The 16,689-nt window shown below is 66.3% G+C and carries 12 protein-coding genes; 11 read left to right on the top strand and 1 reads right to left on the bottom strand.

The features are described from left to right. The first annotated feature begins 77 nt into the window (after positions 1–77). From ACTUWL_RS17845 to ACTUWL_RS17825, 5 genes are all read left to right on the top strand, one after another. A complete protein-coding gene (locus ACTUWL_RS17845) occupies positions 78–2,153 on the top strand; it encodes an AsmA family protein (RefSeq protein WP_021078032.1) in 2,076 nt (691 codons plus the stop codon). Positions 2,154–2,467: 314 nt separating this feature from the next. Then, entirely contained in the window at positions 2,468–4,966 is a 2,499-nt protein-coding gene (locus ACTUWL_RS17840; RefSeq protein ID WP_021078031.1) for an adenylate/guanylate cyclase domain-containing protein, read from the top strand. Between the two features lie 179 nt (positions 4,967–5,145). Next, positions 5,146–5,355 (top strand): cold-shock protein, encoded by a 210-nt coding sequence (locus ACTUWL_RS17835; RefSeq protein WP_021078030.1) that lies wholly within the window; start codon positions 5,146–5,148, stop codon positions 5,353–5,355. Between the two features lie 154 nt (positions 5,356–5,509). Next, entirely contained in the window at positions 5,510–5,764 is a 255-nt protein-coding gene (locus tag ACTUWL_RS17830) for a hypothetical protein (RefSeq protein WP_021078029.1), read from the top strand. Between the two features lie 338 nt (positions 5,765–6,102). Further along, the gene (locus ACTUWL_RS17825) at positions 6,103–7,032 is read left to right on the top strand and encodes an efflux RND transporter periplasmic adaptor subunit (RefSeq protein WP_106939975.1); all 930 of its coding nucleotides are present in this window, start codon (positions 6,103–6,105) and stop codon (positions 7,030–7,032) included. Positions 7,033–7,203: 171 nt separating this feature from the next. Here the strand turns inward: ACTUWL_RS17825 and ACTUWL_RS17820 are convergent, their stop codons facing one another. Then, positions 7,204–8,046 carry a caspase family protein gene (locus ACTUWL_RS17820; RefSeq protein ID WP_021078027.1) on the bottom strand — a complete coding sequence of 281 codons (843 nt, stop codon included), beginning with the start codon at positions 8,044–8,046 and terminating at the stop codon, positions 7,204–7,206. 361 nt (positions 8,047–8,407) lie between these two features. Between ACTUWL_RS17820 and ACTUWL_RS17815 the strand changes: the two genes are divergently transcribed. The 6 genes from ACTUWL_RS17815 to ACTUWL_RS17790 all read left to right on the top strand — a co-directional run bounded on the left by ACTUWL_RS17815 (position 8,408) and on the right by ACTUWL_RS17790 (position 16,675). Further along, the gene (locus ACTUWL_RS17815) at positions 8,408–10,135 is read left to right on the top strand and encodes a hypothetical protein (RefSeq protein WP_106939974.1); all 1,728 of its coding nucleotides are present in this window, start codon (positions 8,408–8,410) and stop codon (positions 10,133–10,135) included. 112 nt (positions 10,136–10,247) lie between these two features. Continuing rightward, a complete protein-coding gene (locus ACTUWL_RS17810) occupies positions 10,248–10,973 on the top strand; it encodes a thermonuclease family protein (RefSeq protein WP_021081962.1) in 726 nt (241 codons plus the stop codon). 205 nt (positions 10,974–11,178) lie between these two features. Next, on the top strand, positions 11,179–12,009 hold the full coding sequence (locus tag ACTUWL_RS17805) for an LssY C-terminal domain-containing protein (RefSeq protein WP_021081963.1): 831 nt from the start codon (positions 11,179–11,181) through the stop codon (positions 12,007–12,009). A gap of 133 nt (positions 12,010–12,142) precedes the next feature. After that, a complete protein-coding gene (locus tag ACTUWL_RS17800; protein WP_021081964.1) occupies positions 12,143–13,327 on the top strand; it encodes a pyridoxal-phosphate-dependent aminotransferase family protein in 1,185 nt (394 codons plus the stop codon). 258 nt (positions 13,328–13,585) lie between these two features. Then, a complete protein-coding gene (locus tag ACTUWL_RS17795) occupies positions 13,586–14,638 on the top strand; it encodes an ABC transporter ATP-binding protein (protein ID WP_291731308.1) in 1,053 nt (350 codons plus the stop codon). Between the two features lie 318 nt (positions 14,639–14,956). Then, positions 14,957–16,675 carry an ABC transporter permease gene (locus tag ACTUWL_RS17790; protein ID WP_021081967.1) on the top strand — a complete coding sequence of 573 codons (1,719 nt, stop codon included), beginning with the start codon at positions 14,957–14,959 and terminating at the stop codon, positions 16,673–16,675. Positions 16,676–16,689 lie beyond the last annotated feature (14 nt).

Raw genomic sequence — 16,689 nt, 5'->3', positions numbered from 1 at the left:
GGTTTGCGGGGTAATCTCGCGCGATCGGCCGTGTCTCGCCGCGGCGGAACCCTGCTTGCGCGGCCTGGAACGACGACATGAAAGCACTGAAATTCGCCGGGGCCGCCATCGTCGCCGTGATCGCGATCGTCGCCCTGGTCGCCGCGGTCGGGATTCCGTCGTCCTTCGTGACGTCCGCCATCACGGAGCGGGTCGAGCGTGAGACCGGCTACCAGCTCAGCATCAATGGCGGCGTCAGGATTAGCCTCTGGCCGGCGGTCAATCTGACCCTCAGCGATGTCGTGTTGCAGGGCCCGCGGGAGCGCGAGGCCGACGACCGGTTCGCAGCAAGCCGCGTCGCAGCTGAAATGACGCTGTCGAGCCTGTGGTCGGGCCGGCCCGAGATCACCGACCTCGTGATAGAGAAGCCGGTGGTCAATCTGCCGTTGCAGCGCGAGCGCACCCGTGACCACAATCCGCCGGCGAAGTCGTCCGCGTCCAATGGTGGCAACATCACGATCCGGCATGTCGGCATCACCGGCGGCACCATCGTGTTCTCCAATGTGCGCGACCGGGTCGAGAACCGGATCGAGGCACTCAAGGCGGACATCTCGATCGGCGCTGACCGCAAGATCGTCGTCACCGGTGACGCGCGCACGGGCGACAGCCAGCTGAAATTCGAGATCCGCGCGACCGCGCCGCAAGCGCCGCTGGAACGCCAGAACGTGCCGGCCGAATTCACCATCGATGCGCCCGGCCTGTTGCCCGCGGCGATCAAGGCGAACGCGGAAGCGCGGCTGAACGGCACGGTGTTGATGTTCAACGGCGTGTCCGGCACGCTCGGCGATGGCGGCTTCACCGGCTGGGCCTCGGTCGATTTCGCCAGCAACAAGCCGCTGGTGAAGCTCGATCTCGATTTCCAGCGCATCTCGATTGCGATGCCGCCGGATCAGCCCGGCGCAACGCAGCCGCCGGGCACCAACAGCTGGAGCAACGCGTCGATCGATCTCGCTGGGCTCAATTATGTCGACGCGCAAGCGCGCATCTCGGCGGCAGAGCTCGTGATCGGCGACGGCCGCTTCGCGCAGGCTGCGATCGAGGCGTCGGTCGACAGCGGCGTGCTGAAGGCCAAGCTCGCCAATCTCGGCGCCTATGAGGGCACCGCCAACGGCGACGTCACGATCGACGCGAGGAGCACAACTCCGACCTACACGCTGCGGCTCGACCTCGCCGGCGTGCGGGCGCTGCCGGTGCTGAAGAGCCTCGCCGAGTTCGACAAGCTCGACGGCAGGATGCAGGCCAAGGTCGCGCTGACCTCGCAGGGCACGAGCGAGCGCGCCATCGTCGGCAATCTCGGCGGCACCGCCTTCGTCGTTTTCCAGGACGGCAAGATCCTCGGCCTCAACGTCGCGCAGATGATCCGCAACCTCACCACCGGCACATTGTCGGGCTGGCAGCAGGGTGAGGCGCTTTCGACCGATCTCAGCCAGCTCTCGGCCTCGTTCAAGCTCGACAAGGGTCAGGCGGTGACCACCGACCTCAATTTGATCGGGCCGCTGGTGAAGATGAGCGGGGTCGGCACCGTCGACCTCAACACCCGCCAGCTCGGGTTCCGGGTCGAGCCGCAGCTGGTGATGACCACCGAGGGCCAGGGCCGCGCCGGCAATCCGGTCGGCCTCGGCATCCCCGTGATGGTCGAGGGGCCCTGGGTCAGCCCGCGGATCTATCCGGAGATGCAGGGCATCCTCGACAATCCCCAGGCCGCCTATGCCAAGCTCAAGGAGATGGGCAAGGGACTGTTCGGCGCGAATGGCCAGGCGCTGAGCCAGCAGGGGATCAGCCAGGGCCTCAACGGGCTCACCAACCTCCTGAACGGCGCGCAGGCCGGTGGAAACGGCGCGCAGCCCGGCACCGGCCAGGCTCCGGGCGGCGCCGGCCAGGGCAATCCGCTCGGCGGGCAGCTCGGCGACACCATCGGGAACCTGCTGCAGCAAGGCCTCTCCACCCTCAATCAAGGCAACGCCGCACGCCCGAGCCGCAGCCTCGCCCAGCCCACCCCGGACGCACCACAGGCCGCCGCGCCACCGCCGCCCAATCCTCCGCCGGCCGACACCGCCGAGCGGCGCGACAACCCGGCGATGAACGACGTGCTGCGGCAGCTGTTCAATCGCTGATATTCCCGCATACTCGCTGTCGTCCTGGCGAACGCCAGGACCCATTACCCCGAATGGTGGCTATGGCGCCGCGCAGGGGCCGCGATCCCGCTCATCATGGATGACGGTGGTTATGGGTCCTGGCTTTCGCCAGGACGACGTGGATGGAGTATGCCGCCTACTGCGCTTCCGCTGACGGCTCCCCTTCCAACTCAAAACCTCCTATCCACGGCTAACCATGGGGCCCGACGAGCCGCCCCGCCCTGCCGATCCGTGCTAAACAGCGCAGGATACAGCGGCGCACCCGATGGATTGGAGGGGACGGACGAGGCTGGATGAACGGGGCTACGGACAAGGGCAAGAACTGGTTCCTGCGCGGCGGCCTGTTCGCCAAATACGTGCTCGCGCTGGTCGGCCTCGTCGTGTTCGTGCTGGCGGTCAACGGCGCGCTCGAGACCTGGATCAGCTACCGCGGCATCAAGAGCACGCTGACGGACGCGATGAGCGAGAAGGCGGACGCCACCGCCAAGCACATCGAACAGTCGATCTCCGATCTCGAACGCCAGATCTCCTGGGTGACCCGCGCCTCCTCCAACACGCTCGAGCTGCGCCGCGCCGACTATGCCCAGCTGCTCGGCCAGGTGCCGGCGGTGAGCCAGCTCACGCTGATCAACGGCCAGGGCCGCGAGGTGCTGCGGCTGTCGCGCCAGACCGTCACGGTGAACTCCAACACCGACCTCTCCCGCGACCTGCGCTTCACCGAGGCGGTCCAGCGCGGCACCGCCTACGCGCCGGCGTATTTCCGCGACGAACGGCCGTATATGTCGATCGGTGAGCAACATTCCGGCTTCAATGCCGGCGTCACCGTCGCCGAGATCGACCTGCGTTTCCTCAACGACTATTTCGGCGATTCCCAGGTCGGCCGCACGGCCTATGCTTATGTCGTCGACGCCAAGGGCCGCGTGCTGGCGAGTTCGTCGAAGGGCCCCGAGGTCGGCAAGGACCTCGCCGCGCTGCCGCAGGTCGCCGCAGTGCTGTCCGCGGACGGCCGGCCGATCGCCTCCGGCAAGGACGTCGACGGCAATGCGGTGCTGACGACAGCGACATCGGCGCCGAACCTCGGCTGGCACGTGTTCTATGAGCAGCCGACGTCGCAGGCGCTGTCACCGATCCGCGACCAGCTGGTGCGCATCGCGCTCCTGATCGCGCTCGGCCTCGTGGTCGCGATCATCGCCGGCACGATTCTGGCGCGGCGCATGCTGGTGCCGATCACGGCATTGCGTACCGGCGCGCGGCGTCTCGGCGCCGGCGACTTCGGCCACCGCATCAAAGTGAAGACCGCGGATGAGCTGGAGGAGCTCGCCGAGCAATTCAACAGCATGGCCGGGCAGCTGGCCGAGACCTACTCCGGCCTCGAGGCCAAGGTGCAGGAGCGCACCCGCGACCTCGCGCAATCGATCAACGAGCTGAAGGTGCTGGAGGAGGTTGGCCGAGCGGTGGCCTCCTCGCTCGACCTCAACGCCGTGCTGCCGACGGTCGCCGCCCGCGCGCTCGAGATCACCCATGCCGACGCCGTGCTGATCTATGGCTATGACGCCGCGCAACGCGCATTCACTCTGACGCAATCGATCGGCATCGACAGCGAGGCCGAAGGCCATCATCGCGCGATCGACGCTGATAACAGTCCGCTCGGCGAGGCCGCCGCGAAGGGCGAGCCGCTAGCGTTCCCGGATCTCGCTACCAGAGCGTTTTCGAGCGAAGTGGATACCGGTTCGCGTGAAGAAAACGCGTCAAAACAAGAATCCCAGCCCGAGCACCCGCTGCGCGATGTCGTGGTCGGCGCCGGCTTCCACTCGGTGCTTGTGGTGCCGCTGGTCGATCAGCAGGGCGTGCTCGGCGCGCTGGTGGTGCTGCGCAAGGCGGCCGGCGATTTCCCCGCGGGCCTGATCGGCCTGATGAAGACCTTCGCGCACCAGGCGGTGCTGGCGATGCGCAACGCGCGGCTGTTCACCGAGGTCGACCAGAAGAGCCACGCGCTGGAAGCAGCCAATTCCACTGTGCGCGAGCAGGCCGACAAGCTCAAGCAGCAGACCGAGCAGCTCACCGACTGGAACAAGTCGCTGGAGGCCCGGGTCGAGACCCAGCTCGGCGAGATCGAGCGCATCCGCAAGCTCGAGCGTTTCCTGGCGCCGCAGGTGGCGCAGCTGATCGCCTCGTCGGACAATCCCGAGGGCCTGCTCGAGAGCCACCGCCGCGAAGTCACGGTGGTGTTCTGCGATCTGCGCGGCTTTACGGCCTTCACCGAGGCGACCGAGCCGGAAGAGGCCATGAACGTGCTGCGCGAATATCACGCGGCGCTCGGCCAGCTGATCTTCAAATATGAGGGCACGCTCGACAAATATGCCGGTGACGGCGTGATGATCCTGTTCAACGCGCCGATCCAGCTCGCCGACCACACCGCGCGCGCCGTGCGGATGGCGGTGGAGATGCGCGACACCGTCGGCCCGCTGACCGAGAAATGGCGCAACCGCGGGCATAGTCTGGGGTTCGGCATCGGCATCGCGCTCGGCTATGCCACGCTCGGCCAGGTCGGCTTCGAGCAGCGGCTGGAATATGCCGCGATCGGCAGCGTCACCAACCTCGCCTCCCGCCTGTGCGGCGAAGCCAAGGCGGGCCAGATCGTGGTGAGCCGCCGCGTCTACGGCATGGTCGAGGCTTTCGTCGAAGGCCGCGCCATCGACGACCTCGTGGTGAAGGGCTTCAACCACCCGATCCTGGCGGCGGAGATCCTCAGCTGGAAAGGCGAGCCGTCAGCGGAAGCGGCGGCGGAGTGAGGCGCGTCACGGAACCGCTCCCGTGCCCGCCTTGTTTTCGCGCCAAACGGGTATATATTACCGCCGTTCGATTAGCCGTTGCGCCTTGTTGAATGGTCCCATCGGCCTTCCTCCAAAGACATCGCCAGTTGAATTGGTGACGCGTCCATCACGCGAAACGTCTGCTTTGGAGAAGAGACATGGCAACAGGTACTGTGAAGTGGTTCAACGGCCAGAAGGGCTTTGGTTTCATTCAGCCGGATGACGGCAGCAAGGATGTGTTCGTTCACATCAGCGCCGTCGAGCGCGCCGGTCTGTCGGGCCTCGCCGAAGGCCAGAAGGTGTCGTTCGAGCTGAAGACCGACAAGATGCGTGGCAAGACCAGCGCCGAGAATCTTCAGCTGGCCTGAGTTCGCATTCGCGCATGATGTTCGCATCAGCGCTCCGCGCTTGTCGCAGCAATCATGCCGCAGCGTCATTCCACGGATGTACTGGAGTGACTGCCAGGCCCGCTCGATCTGCACAGGTTGGGCGGGCCTTGGCGTATTTGAAGCAAGGATGACCATGGCCACCCGAACGTCGCCTGCTCCCACCCCCGAAAGCCGGGCGCGCGCCGAACGCCAGCGGCTTGCGGCCGAAGAGGGCGCCCGCGCCATGGCCGATGTCGAGCGCGAGGCAATCGCCGTGCGCCGGAACATGGAGCGCCTGCGCGCGCTGCGCGAAGCCCGCGATGCCGATGCCGATGCCGCGGCGCAGATCGAAACACCGACAGCCGCCAAGCCAACGCCCACACGACGCGTCAAGCGCATCGTGCGCTGACGGACTGCCGCGCGTGGCGGCGGCGGCGGAGTAAGCGGCACTCTCTCCCCACGTCGTCCTGGCGAAAGCCGGGACCCATAATCACCGCTATTCGTGCCGAGAGGGATCGTGGCCCCAGCCACGCGCCGCAACCACCATTCGGGGCAATGGGTCCTGGCCTGCGCCAGGACGACAGCGAATATGCGGCCCCGATTCTGATTTGACCCATCTCACACAGAAGAGGGCGCAGGAGAAGGCCGATGCGGCGCAGCCGGCTGGTTCGCCAGCGCCGCATCTGGTATTCAGGAGGCCCTCATTTTGGGAATAGTTTGCCGATGATTTCGTGCCTCAAGCAGTGGATGGGTTTCGCTTCCGTCTTCGCTCTTCGAGCTACGACGGACACATCGCTCTACCCATCCTACGGACTGCGCGCTTCGGTGGTGGCCGCCTCCGCGCTGCTTCTGCTAGCGGCCGCTCCCGCATCCGCCGCGGGCGAAGCCGACACGTTGCCGAAGGGCGCGGCGGTGACGGTGCTGAAGGCCTCGAAATACTGCTTCGGCAATATTGTCGAGGTCTCGGGTATCGTGCTGCCGCGCGACGAGCAGCAGGTGCGGCCGGATCGCTTCGGCTTGAAGGTTGCGGAGGTGAAGGCCGATCCCGGCGACACCGTCACCGCGGGCCAGGTGCTGGCGCGGCTGACCGACGGCACGAACGCGATCAACCTCACGGCGCCGGTGGCGGGCACGATCTCGGGCTCAACGGCGATCGTCGGCGCGCCGGCCTCGGGCAAGGACGCGCTGTTCTCGATCATCGCCAAGAGCGAATACGACCTGGTCGGCATGGTGCCGACCCGCGACATCGCCAAGCTGAAGACCGAGCAGACCGCGCGGCTGAAGATATCAGGCGCCGGCGAGATGGATGGCAAGGTGCGGTTGATCGCGCCGACCATCGAGCCGAACAGCCAGCTCGGCCAGGTGTTGGTGGCGATCGGCTCGAACCAGCGGCTGCTGGTGAATTCGTCCGGCCGCGCCCAGATCAAGACCGGGCAGAGCTGCGGCGTCGCCGTGCCGCTGACCGCGATCCTCTATTCCACCGCCGGCACCGTGGTGCAGGTGGTGCGCGGCGGCCGCGTCGAGACGCGGCGGGTCGAGACCGGGTTGATGTCGGCCGGCCAGGTCGAGATCCGCGACGGCATCCAGGAAGGCGACATCGTCGTCGCCCGCGCCGGCGCGCTGCTGCGCGAGGGCGATCCGGTGCGGCCGGTGGGCGCCAGCGCCGACGCGAAGTGAGTGGGCACCGGATAAACGGTGTCGTCCCGGGCAAGCGAAGCGCGACCCGGGACCCATAACCACCAATGTGAATTGTCTTGAAGCGCTGTGGCCTCAGCGCGCTTCAACAACGCAGCCCTGTGGTTATGGGTCCCGGCTTTCGCCGGGACGACGTGGGGAAAGAGCCCGACCTCAGCCGCCGAGCTTGATGTCTTCCAGGAGCGAGGACGACACGCTCGGCACCTGCTCGCCTTCGCTCGCGCGCGAGATCGCGACGCGGGTCTTGTTGAAGGCGGTCTCTGCGCCGGCCTGGGCGTTGAGGTTGTTGATCAGCTCCGAGACCAGCACGCTGTTGGCGCCCTTGCCGTCGTCGGCGACCTTGCCCGGCGTCGCCGAGGTCAGCACGATGGTGTTCTCCGGCGGGCTGATCGGCGCGAGGCCGTGCGAGAAGGCGCGGAAGCGGCGTTCATAGGGATTGCGGCGCGACGCATCGAGCACCACGAGTTTTGCTTTGGCGCCGCGCTCCTTCATCGCATCGAGCACGGACTCGACGCTGACGCCGGTGCGCCTGACGTCGGCTTCCTTCCAGATCGTGGCATCGACCGGGATCATGTAGCTCTCGCGGCCGACCTGCACACCATAGCCGCCGAAGAACAGCATCACGACGGTGTCGGGGCGGATCTTGGCTTTCATGCGCTCGACCGCGCGGAACATGTCGTCCTTGGTGGCATCCTCGACCACGTCGACGTCAAAGCCCTCGTGGCGCAGCGCGGACGACAAGGTGCGGGCATCGTTGATCGGCTGGGCCAGCGGCGCCGATGCGTCCGGGTAATGGCCGTTGCCGATGATCAGTGCGAGGCGGGAGGCACCGGACGGGATGCTGCCGGTGGTGCCGGCGGCGACGGCGCCCTTGGGCGACTCGAACATGCGCTTGTTGAGCGCGGCATGGGCGCCGATCGCCAGCGACACCGTGCCGGCCACCGCCACACAGACGGCGATGCTGCGCCGGGAAAGTTGAAGCTGCCTAAGGTTCATAGCGTTCCTAGTCCCAATCTTTATCCCGATGGCGTTCGAGCGAAATCGCGCCAGTTAGTCGCGTCAGTGACGATCAGGTGTAATGGGGTTGAGGTGTCTGTGCCGTTGAATTGAGCTCAATTTGCGGCGCCGCAACAAACACTCCCTTAACCCGGACGGGCGGCCGGGGCAACCCGGTTTGCCGCACCCTGCCGCCCGGCACAGGCCATTGACGCCGTTAAAATCCCGTTACGTGATCTCCGTCACATTTGTGTTCTGTATGGATTCATGTAGCTTTCCAAAGGCTTGCGAGTTTGGGGGAGAACCGGAGGAAACACCGTCGGGGACGCCGGCGTTAACCGGTTCCGCGGGAAAGGGATTCATGAGCCTTCACGAGATCGCCGGAGCCGTGTGCCGGTCGCTGGCCGTCAGGAAGGACGGCCCGTCGCTTTACGACGTTTGCGACCCCGTATTGCAGGCCTATCGCGGCGGCGATCCCCATCTCGGAAAGTTCTACCGGACGGCGCTCGGCAATCCGCCGCTGCGCGCGCTGCTCCGCCGCACCGGGCTGCCCGCGCTGCAGGACCCCGACCGCCTCGCCGGGCTGCGCGCGGCGCTCACGCAGGCTCGCGACGCCGTGGCGCCGGACTGGGCCGCGATCGGCGCCCCGGTCGCTGCCCTGATGGACGGCATCGCCGTGCGCCACCCTGCCCCGCCGGCCGCCGCCGCGCCGGCACGCCCGCCTGCGATCGCCGAGATCGATCGCGCGATCCGCAGGACGGCTGCGCATCTGCTCGGATCGTTCGCGACAAACGGCTTCATCCCGACCTACGCCGCGTTCAACCTGATCGGCGATGCCGACATCGGCGGACGCGAGATGCTGATGGCGCTGACCGGGCTGAACGCGCGCGGCTACAAGAACTCGACCTTGCTGTTCAGCCTGGCGCGGATCTTCATCGCGCATTCGCCGGCGCGCGCGCTGATCAACCCGCCATGGCGCGGCATCGCCGAGCCGATGTGGGAGCCGGTGCAGATCCGCCACCGATCGGCCTATTACGACGCATTCTTCACCGAAGCGCTGCTCAGCTTTGTCGAGACCGGGCTGGCGTCGCCGGATGAAGCCGGCGCGGCGCGGCGCGCGATCGCCGAGATGGTGGACTTCTGCCTGAAGACCAGCGCCGAGGAGGTGCCATCGCATGACGGCTCGAACGTGCGCGTCATCACCGCGCTGGCACCGGGCCGGCATCCGCGCTTCTCGCGCTTCTTTGCCCAGATCAAGCAGGACCTCGGCTTCGGCGTCTACGTGCCCGACTGCGACACCACGGCGTGCGCGTTCTCGGCCGCCACGCAAGCCGGCTGCGACGATCCGATCCTCGCGCAGCCGCTCGTGGATTTCTACCGCGGCTACCAGGTGCGATCGGGCGCCAACGAGCCTGTCGTCACCGTGCCGCTGAACGACAACATCGACTATGAGGGCGGCGTCGTCACCTGGATCGACAACCTTAGGGGCGAGCGGCCCTATGGCAACGACCTCGACCCGACGCTGAACCTCGACATCCTCGAGGTCTCGTTCCGCAACCTTGCCCGTTGGCAGATCATCGAGACGCCGCAGCGGCTGGAGACGGTGCATCGCATCATCGCCTTCCAGGAGAGGTTGGTCGAAAGCGGCGCGTTCAGGAATCCGCGCTCGCACATCTATTATCTGCCCGAGCTCTACTCGGCCTATTTCGGCCGCTGCTATGCCGCGTTCATCGCGCTGCCGCTGGCGGCGCAGCGCGTGATCGATCCCGGCAACGTGTTCGCGCTGATCCGCGCCCGCGTGCTCGGCTATGTCCAGGGCGAGCTGATCACCCATGAGATGAACCCGTTCGATGCCGCGCTGGCGCTGATGGCGCTGGCGCATCTTGGCGCCGAGGTCGCGAGCTTCACGCCGGCGCTGCACTGCATCGTGCAGGGCCTCGGCGAGGGTGGCAGAAAGGGACCCTACAAGGCCTATGAATGGAACAAGATGAAGACGCCGACACGGATACTGGTCGGCGGGCCGGAGGTGACGTCAGCGTTCGTGCTGATGGCGCTGGCGCTGGCGAGGAAGCGGATGGCTCATTCATAATCGGATGACGCGAAGTTGAGACTGGCGGAAACACGACAGCACTGGCACGGTTGCCCAATTGCCCGCACAATCGTTGGGCACTGAACGCCAAGAACCTGGCCGGGAAACGCCGATGCTGAAGACGCTGCTCACTGCTGGCCTGTTGCTGTCGCTGCCGACGCTGGCGGTCGCCGCCGACATCACCGGCGTGCCGAAGATCCGCGACGGCGACCAGCTCATGATCGGCAGCGTCAAGATTCGGCTCGGCGGCATCGACGCGCCGTCGACCGACCAGCTCTGCCTCAATACCAAGGGCGAGCGCTGGACCTGCGGCGTCGCCGCGCGCGACGAGCTGATCAAGCATGCCGGCAACAAGAGCTGGACCTGCCATGCCCGCACGGTCGATCGCCGCGGCCGCACCATCGCGCGCTGCGAGGTCGATGGCGAGGACATCCAGAAGTGGATGGTCAGCAATGGCTGGGCGCTGGCCTTCACCCGCATCTCGCGTGACTACGAGCCGGATGAGAAGGAGGCGCGCGAGGCCAAGGCCGGAATGTGGCAGGGCGCGTTCATTGCGCCGTGGGACTGGCGCGTGCGCAACAAGAAGACCCCCGTGCTCGGCGCCGCGAAAGTGCCGGAGAGTGCACACTCGATCCTGCTCGCCTCCGCTTCCGGTCCGGTCGCGCCCTCGCCCGACTGCACCATCAAGGGCAACGTCAACCGTTCCGGCGAGTGCATCTTCCACCAGCCGAGCAGCCGCTGGTACGCCAAGATCGAGATGAAGATCTCCAAGGGCACGCGCTGGTTCTGCTCGGTCGAGGAAGCCGAGGCCGCCGGCTGCCGCGAGACGCGGCGTTAGGGCGCTGACTGAGGCTCGACTTCGACAGAATGAGACTCGAACGCAACCGCATTGGCAGTGCGCACCCTCTCCCGCTTGCGGGGGAGGGCTGGGGTGGGGGTCTTGCCACGAGCGATACTCATCGCGTGGAGACAGCCCCCACCCGGATTGCATCTTCGATGCAATCCGACCTCCCCCGCAAGCGGGAGAGGTGAAGGACCACGGCATGACCGATCTCGAGATCAACCTGCTTGCGCCGCGCCGTCGCAAGCGCCTGCGCTATCTGCAGCTGCTGCTGTTCGTGCTCGCCACCTATTTGATCGCGGCCTATCTGGTGCTGCCGGCGCTGTGGACGCATCACGAGCATCAGAAGGGCCTCGCCAATTTGCCGATGGTGACCCGCACCGCGCAGGGAATTCCCGGCGACCCGATGAATGTCGGGCTGATCGGCGACGTCAGGGACGTCGTCTGCGCGATGCACGAGGCCGGCTGGTTTCCGGCCGATCCGGTGACGCTGAAATCCTCGATCGAAATCGTGGGTTCCGTGCTGCTCGATCGGCCCTACAGGGATGCGCCGGTGAGCAATCTGTTCTATCTCGGCCGCCGCGAAGACCTCGCCTTCGAGCGCCCGGTCGGATCGAGCGCGGATCGCCGCAACCATGTCCGGTTCTGGAGGGTGCTAGACCAGGGCCAGGAGAAGCGCCCGGTGTGGCTGGGCGCTGCGACGCTCGACCGCGGCGTCGGCATCAGCCACTACACCGGCGCGGTGACCCATCACATCGCACCCGATCTCGACGCCGAACGCGCCCTGCTCGTCGCCGACCTCGAGTCCGCCGGCATGGTCACCGCGAAATACCAGGTCACCGGCATCGGCCCGACCTTCAACGGGCATAATGGCGGCGGCGACCTCTATTACACCGACGGCGAAATCTGGGTGCTGCGGCTGGTCGAAGCCTGCAGCAAGAACCACGGCGCCGTCGCACAGATCCCGAGCCCCGCCGCGACCGAGTTCAAGGACCAGATCTGGCGCGCGGTGATGGAATCGATCGGCAAATAGGACGCGTGCCCCGCGGTTTTGGAAACGCTGGATTGCTTCGCCCGGCTCGCAATCCGCAGTGCGATGGAATATCCTCTCCGCTTGACCCCTCAGACGCATGATTTGCGTTGCTTTACCCAAAAGGAACAGGACGATGACCGTTCGCGCGGGCCGGGAATTTCTGGCCATCCCCGGGCCCACAACGATGCCTGATCAGGTGCTGCAGGCGATGCACCGCCCGGCGCTCGACATCTACTCCAGCGAGATGGTCGAACTGACCGAGAGCCTGCTGCGTGATCTCTCGAACCTGTTCGCCACCGCGGGCAAATCCTACATCTACATCTCCAACGGCCATGGCGCCTGGGAGGCGACGCTCTCCAACGTGCTGTCGCGCGGCGACAAGGTGCTTGTGCTGGAGAGCGGGCGCTTCGCGATCGGCTGGGGCATGGCGGCTGCCGCGATGGGCGCGGAGGTCGAGGTGCTGAAGGGCGACTGGCGCCGCGCGATCCGCCCGGCCGAGGTCGAGGAGCGGCTCAAGCGCGACAAGGAACACAAGATCAAGGCAATCCTCGCGGTGCAGATCGACACCGCCTCCGGTGCGGTGAACGACATCGAGGCAATCGGCAGGGCGATCAAGGCGGCCGGCCACCCCGCATTGTTCATGGTCGACACCGTCGCCTCGCTCGGCTGCATGCCGTTCGAGATGGACAAATGGTATGTCGACGTCGCAATGAGCGGGTCGCAGAAGGGCCTGATGACGCCGCCCGGCCTCGGCTTCGTCGCCGCCAGCGATCGCGCCTGGGATGCGCACAAGAAAGCCAATCTGCGCACGCCCTATTGGGACTGGACCGAGCGCGAGGGAAGCGAGCACTACCGCAAATATGCCGGCACCGCGCCGGTGCACCTGTTGTTCGCGCTGCGCGAGGCGATCAACATGCTGCACGCCGAAGGCCTGCAGAACGCCTTCGAGCGGCACCGGCTGCTCGGCGAGGCGGTGCGCCGTGCGGTTGCGGTCTGGGCGGAGGGACAGGTGCTCGGCTTCAACATCGCCGAACCCACCGAGCGCTCCAACACCGTGACGACCGTGACCGTGAAGGGCGCCGATCCCGCCGCGATCCAGCGCTATGCCAAGGAGAAATGCGGCGTGGTGCTCGGCACCGGCATCGGCGATCTGCAAGGCCAGGCCTTCCGCATCGCGCATATGGGCCACGTCAATGCGCCGATGATCCTCGGCACGCTCGGCGTCGTCGAGGTCGCGCTGACCGCGTTGAATATCCCGCACGGCAAGGCCGGCGCCGACGCCGCCATCCAGTGGCTCGGCGAGAACGTGAAGGCGTAGGCCGAGCGCAGGCAGCCGGTATCCTGAGGCACCGGCGGGGCCACACGCTCCGCTGTCGTCCCGGCGAAAGCCGGGACGACACTGAGTGTTTGGCGTCGCTGGTGAATGATCCGCTCACAAGGACGACGGGATGCCGTGCATGCAACGCATTGCTAAGGCCCCAACACTTTTCGTCGTCATCGTTTTCCGCTTTACTGCCGGCAACAGCCGGGCACGGATCCCTGCGACAAAACAAAATGGAGGGATCGCTTGGCATCGGTGGAATTGCGCGGCCTGGTCAAGCGGTTTGGTTCGTTTGTCGCGGTTGACGACGTCTCCCTCACGATCGATCACGGCCGGCTGGTCTGCCTGCTCGGGCCGTCCGGCTGCGGCAAGACCACGACACTGCGGCTGATCGCAGGCTTCCTTGAACCGTCCGACGGCGAGATCCGTGTCGGCGACCGCGTGGTGTCGTCGAAGGCGCGCACGCTGCCGCCCGAGCAGCGCAACATGTCGATGATCTTCCAGAGCTACGCGCTGTGGCCGCATATGACGGTGGCCGAGAACATCGTCTATGGCCTCCGTTTGCGCAAAATGGACCGCGACACGATCGCGAAGAAACTCGCCGCGATCCTGGCGACCACCAAGCTGGAACCGCTGGCGCAGCGCTATCCGGGCGAGTTGTCCGGCGGCCAGCAGCAGCGCGTCGCGCTGGCACGGGCGCTGATCGTCGGCCCCGAGACGCTGCTGCTCGACGAACCCTTGTCCAATCTCGACGCCAATCTGCGCGAGGAGATGCGGTTCGAGATCCGCCGCCTGCACGACGAATATCGCTACACCACGGTCTATGTCACCCACGATCAGTCCGAAGCAATGACGACCGCCGACCTCATCGCTGTCATGAATGCCGGCAAGATCGACCAGCTCGGCAGCCCGGAGGACATCTACGCGCGGCCGGAATCCGAATTCGTCGCGCGCTTCATCGGCGCGGCCAATGTGATCAAGGGCACCGCACGCGATGCGACCCATGTCGAGTTCGGCGGCACGATACTGGAAGTGGTCGGGGCGAGGCTCACCGCCGGCCAGGGTGCGCCGGTCGCGATCCGCCAGCATGAGATCCAGCTCTCGACCCGGCCGCCCGCCGCAACGCAGAACACGCTCAAGGCCATCGTGACGCGGCAGGTCTATCTCGGCATGAACCGCGACTACATGGTGGAAACACCAGACGGCACCTCGCTGCGGGTGACCACGCCGACCGAGACCGCGGTCGAGAAGGGGCGCGAGGTCTGGCTGAACTTGCCGCCCGAGCGCTGCCGGGCGCTCAGCCGATAACGAGAAAGAAACCGAGGGACGCGATGCGGAAGCAAATCTCCAGACGCCAAGTCCCGAAAAGTTCTGCGGCGCTTGCACTCGGCAGGATATTCGCGTCGCACGCGATGACCGAAGAGATCAAGACGCGCTATGCGCGGCTGTTTCGGGTGTGAGGATGCCATGTAACTTTCACGATCGTCATTCCGGGGCGCGCGCAGCGCGAGCCCGGAATCCATTTCTCCACCTGCGCCTGCGGCCCGATGGATTCCGGGCTCGCCGCTTCGCGGCGCCCCCAGGTGCGCAATTGCGCACCGAGAATGACCGGGAGAGAGGCTTCACATGACAACCGTCACCACCTCCCCCTCCGCAAAACCGCGCATCGACTGGACGCGCCCCGTGCTGTGGCTGTTCGCTGCGCTCCTCGTCCTGCTGATCCTGCTGCCGTTGTCGTGGCTCGCGGTGTTCGCCTTCACCGACAAGAACCGTCATCCAACGCTTGCGAATTTCGTCACGCTGTTCAGCAATCCCGACTTCCTCGATCCGCTGCTGACCACCGCGATCATCGCCACGACATCGGCAGTGATCTGCTGCATCGTCGCGGCGCCGATCAGCTGGCTGGTGTCGCGCACCGACATGCCGGGGCGGCAGATCATCCGCGCGCTGGTGACGGCCTCGTTCGTGACGCCGCCGTTCCTCGGTGCGGTCGCCTGGGAGTTGCTGGCGGCGCCGAATTCGGGGTTGCTCAACCAGCTCTATCGGCTGTTCGCCGGCGAAGACGCCGATGCGCTGTTCAATATCTATTCGATGACCGGGATCATCTTCGTGATCTCCTGCTACACCTTTCCGTTCGTGTTCGTGCTGGTGGCCAATGCGCTCGACACCATGCCGGGCGAACTGGAAGACGCCTCCGCGATCCTCGGCGGCAACGCCTGGACCACGGCACGGCGGGTGACCATCCCGCTCGCGCTGCCGGCGCTCGTCGCGGGCGCGTTGATCGCCTTCCTGCAGGCGATGACGCTGTTCGGCTCGCCGGCGATCCTGGCGCTGCCGGCCGGCTTCCACACCATGACGACCAAGATCTGGAGCCTGTTCCAGTATCCGCCGAAGCTCGAGCTCGCAGCCGCCGCCGCGGTGCCGCTGCTGGTGCTGACCATCCTGCTGCTGCAGGGCCAAAAGGCGCTGCTCGGCCGCCGCGGCTATTCGGTGATCGGCGGCAAATATGGCGCGCCGCGCCGGGTCGAGTTGCGCGGCTGGCGCTGGGCTGCACTCGGCTTCTGCCTCGTGGTGCTGCTCAATCCAGTCTTCCTACCCTATCTCGCGCTGCTCAACGCCGCGTTCTCGCCGAACGCGACCACGCTGGTGACGCCGTCGACGGCCACCCTGCACAACATCGTCTTCGTGTTCACCGAGCTGTCGTCGACCCAACTCGCGCTGAAGAACACCGTGATCCTCGGCACCGCAACGGCGACGATCGGCACCATCCTGGCGCTCGTCATCGCCTATGTCACGACACGCAAGGTGATCGCCGGCCACCGCCTGCTCGGCTTCCTCGCCACCGCGCCGGTCGCGGTCCCCGGCATCGTGCTCGGCGTCGGCCTGTTCCTGAGCTACACGCGGCGGCCCTTCGTGCTCTACGGCACGCTGTGGATCCTGCTGCTGGCGTTCCTCACCATCAATCTGCCTTCGGCCTACCAGCAATTGCAGGCGGCGTTCGCGACCATCCATCCCGAACTCGAGGAAGCGAGCCGCATCCTCGGCGCGACCCGGTTGCAGGCGCTGCGCCAGATCACCGCCCCCTTGCTCCGCACCGGCGTGATCGCGACCTGGTGCTTCATCTTCATCGGCGTGATGCGGGAACTGTCGGCCGCGATCGTGCTGTTCACCTCACAGACCAAGGTGCTGTCGGTCCTGATCTTCGATCTCAACGAAGGCGGCGACCTCGCTGCGATCGCGGTGCTCGGCATCGCGATGCTGGTGATCACCTTCGCCGTGGTGCTGGCGGTGAACCAGATCCCGATGTCCGGCGGCAATGCGGGCGCGAAGCTGCGGAACGGGTAGGACGCCCAGTCCGC

This window comes from Bradyrhizobium sp. WCU1 (assembly GCF_053474805.1).
Note: the sequence above shows the minus strand (reverse complement) of the source record. Positions and strands in the feature narration are given on the sequence as shown.

Excerpts from the sequence above, each read along its gene's own strand:
- ACTUWL_RS17805 (WP_021081963.1), top strand. The coding sequence starts at position 11,179 with ATGACCGATCTCGAGATCAACCTGCTTGCGCCGCGCCGTCGCAAGCGC.
- ACTUWL_RS17835 (WP_021078030.1), top strand. The coding sequence starts at position 5,146 with ATGGCAACAGGTACTGTGAAGTGGTTCAACGGCCAGAAGGGCTTTGGT.
- ACTUWL_RS17815 (WP_106939974.1), top strand. The coding sequence starts at position 8,408 with ATGAGCCTTCACGAGATCGCCGGAGCCGTGTGCCGGTCGCTGGCCGTC.
- ACTUWL_RS17800 (WP_021081964.1), top strand. The coding sequence starts at position 12,143 with ATGACCGTTCGCGCGGGCCGGGAATTTCTGGCCATCCCCGGGCCCACA.
- ACTUWL_RS17810 (WP_021081962.1), top strand. The coding sequence starts at position 10,248 with ATGCTGAAGACGCTGCTCACTGCTGGCCTGTTGCTGTCGCTGCCGACG.
- ACTUWL_RS17820 (WP_021078027.1), bottom strand. The coding sequence starts at position 8,046 with ATGAACCTTAGGCAGCTTCAACTTTCCCGGCGCAGCATCGCCGTCTGT.
- ACTUWL_RS17790 (WP_021081967.1), top strand. The coding sequence starts at position 14,957 with ATGACAACCGTCACCACCTCCCCCTCCGCAAAACCGCGCATCGACTGG.
- ACTUWL_RS17830 (WP_021078029.1), top strand. The coding sequence starts at position 5,510 with ATGGCCACCCGAACGTCGCCTGCTCCCACCCCCGAAAGCCGGGCGCGC.
- ACTUWL_RS17840 (WP_021078031.1), top strand. The coding sequence starts at position 2,468 with ATGAACGGGGCTACGGACAAGGGCAAGAACTGGTTCCTGCGCGGCGGC.
- ACTUWL_RS17825 (WP_106939975.1), top strand. The coding sequence starts at position 6,103 with ATGGGTTTCGCTTCCGTCTTCGCTCTTCGAGCTACGACGGACACATCG.
- ACTUWL_RS17845 (WP_021078032.1), top strand. The coding sequence starts at position 78 with ATGAAAGCACTGAAATTCGCCGGGGCCGCCATCGTCGCCGTGATCGCG.